Below are 830 nucleotides of genomic sequence, written 5' to 3' on the forward strand. Positions count from 1 at the left end.
GGCGCTACTTCAAGTACTAACTTGGCAATGTCATCTAGCTCCAGCGACTCTACAGATGCTGGTAAAGTGAGCACAATCGCGGGAGATTGCGCGAGATACTGTAAGTTCGAGTTCTCTTTACCTAATAGATCCGGTGTTAGTCGGTGGGGCGTTTGTACATCTCCTAGATCATAGTGACGTTGCAGAACCATGAATTTGCTTGGGATTGACTCGTGTGAGTTCCACCATTTACCGTCGACGGCGGCTAATACCAGTTTTGATTGAGATTTATCAACGACGCCAAGTTCTTGCAGACTTGCATTGAGAAGCAAGCTGACATTTTGGTTGTATTCTCTTTCGCTCAGCATCTTATGTTGTTGAATGAGGTTAAGTACAATTTTAGCTCCCAACATGTTGGAGTAGAGGTCTTCAAGCGAGTAGGCGGAAATGGTTTCTGGCCAACCTGAAAAACTTGCGTAGCCGTGCCACTGGGCGACCTCGTGGGATTCAGCCTTGAAGTAGGCTAAGCGCGCAGCTAAATGAGCGGCCACAGACCACCTTTGTTCATCGGTTAAAGAAGATGCGTCGAACGAGGCCATCTCGATGTATCTTGGTCCTAATTCAGCAGGTAAATCAATGCGATGGGCTTGGCCTAAGTTGGCGAGTATCTCGAAAAATAAGCCCATGGTGTCATCGGCGGTATCGCGCACATGGGCGAGGTCGATAAAGCCACCTTTTTGCGTGTATAAGATTCCGTTATTTTCGCTACCGCCATGACCCAATGCCGATGAGGATGACGGTGTGTAGTGATATATCCCGCTGGCAAACTTGTGTGGGCCTATCTCCTCGAG

The 830-nt window shown here is 48.3% G+C and carries 1 protein-coding gene; it reads right to left on the minus strand.

Features of this window, described 5'->3' with window-relative positions:
- Positions 1 to 830, minus strand: an 830-nt coding sequence (locus tag R8N49_RS26150) for a DUF4056 domain-containing protein (protein ID WP_318190330.1), incomplete at both ends; no start/stop codon positions are given.

Source organism: Vibrio sp. 1978, from assembly GCF_033344345.1.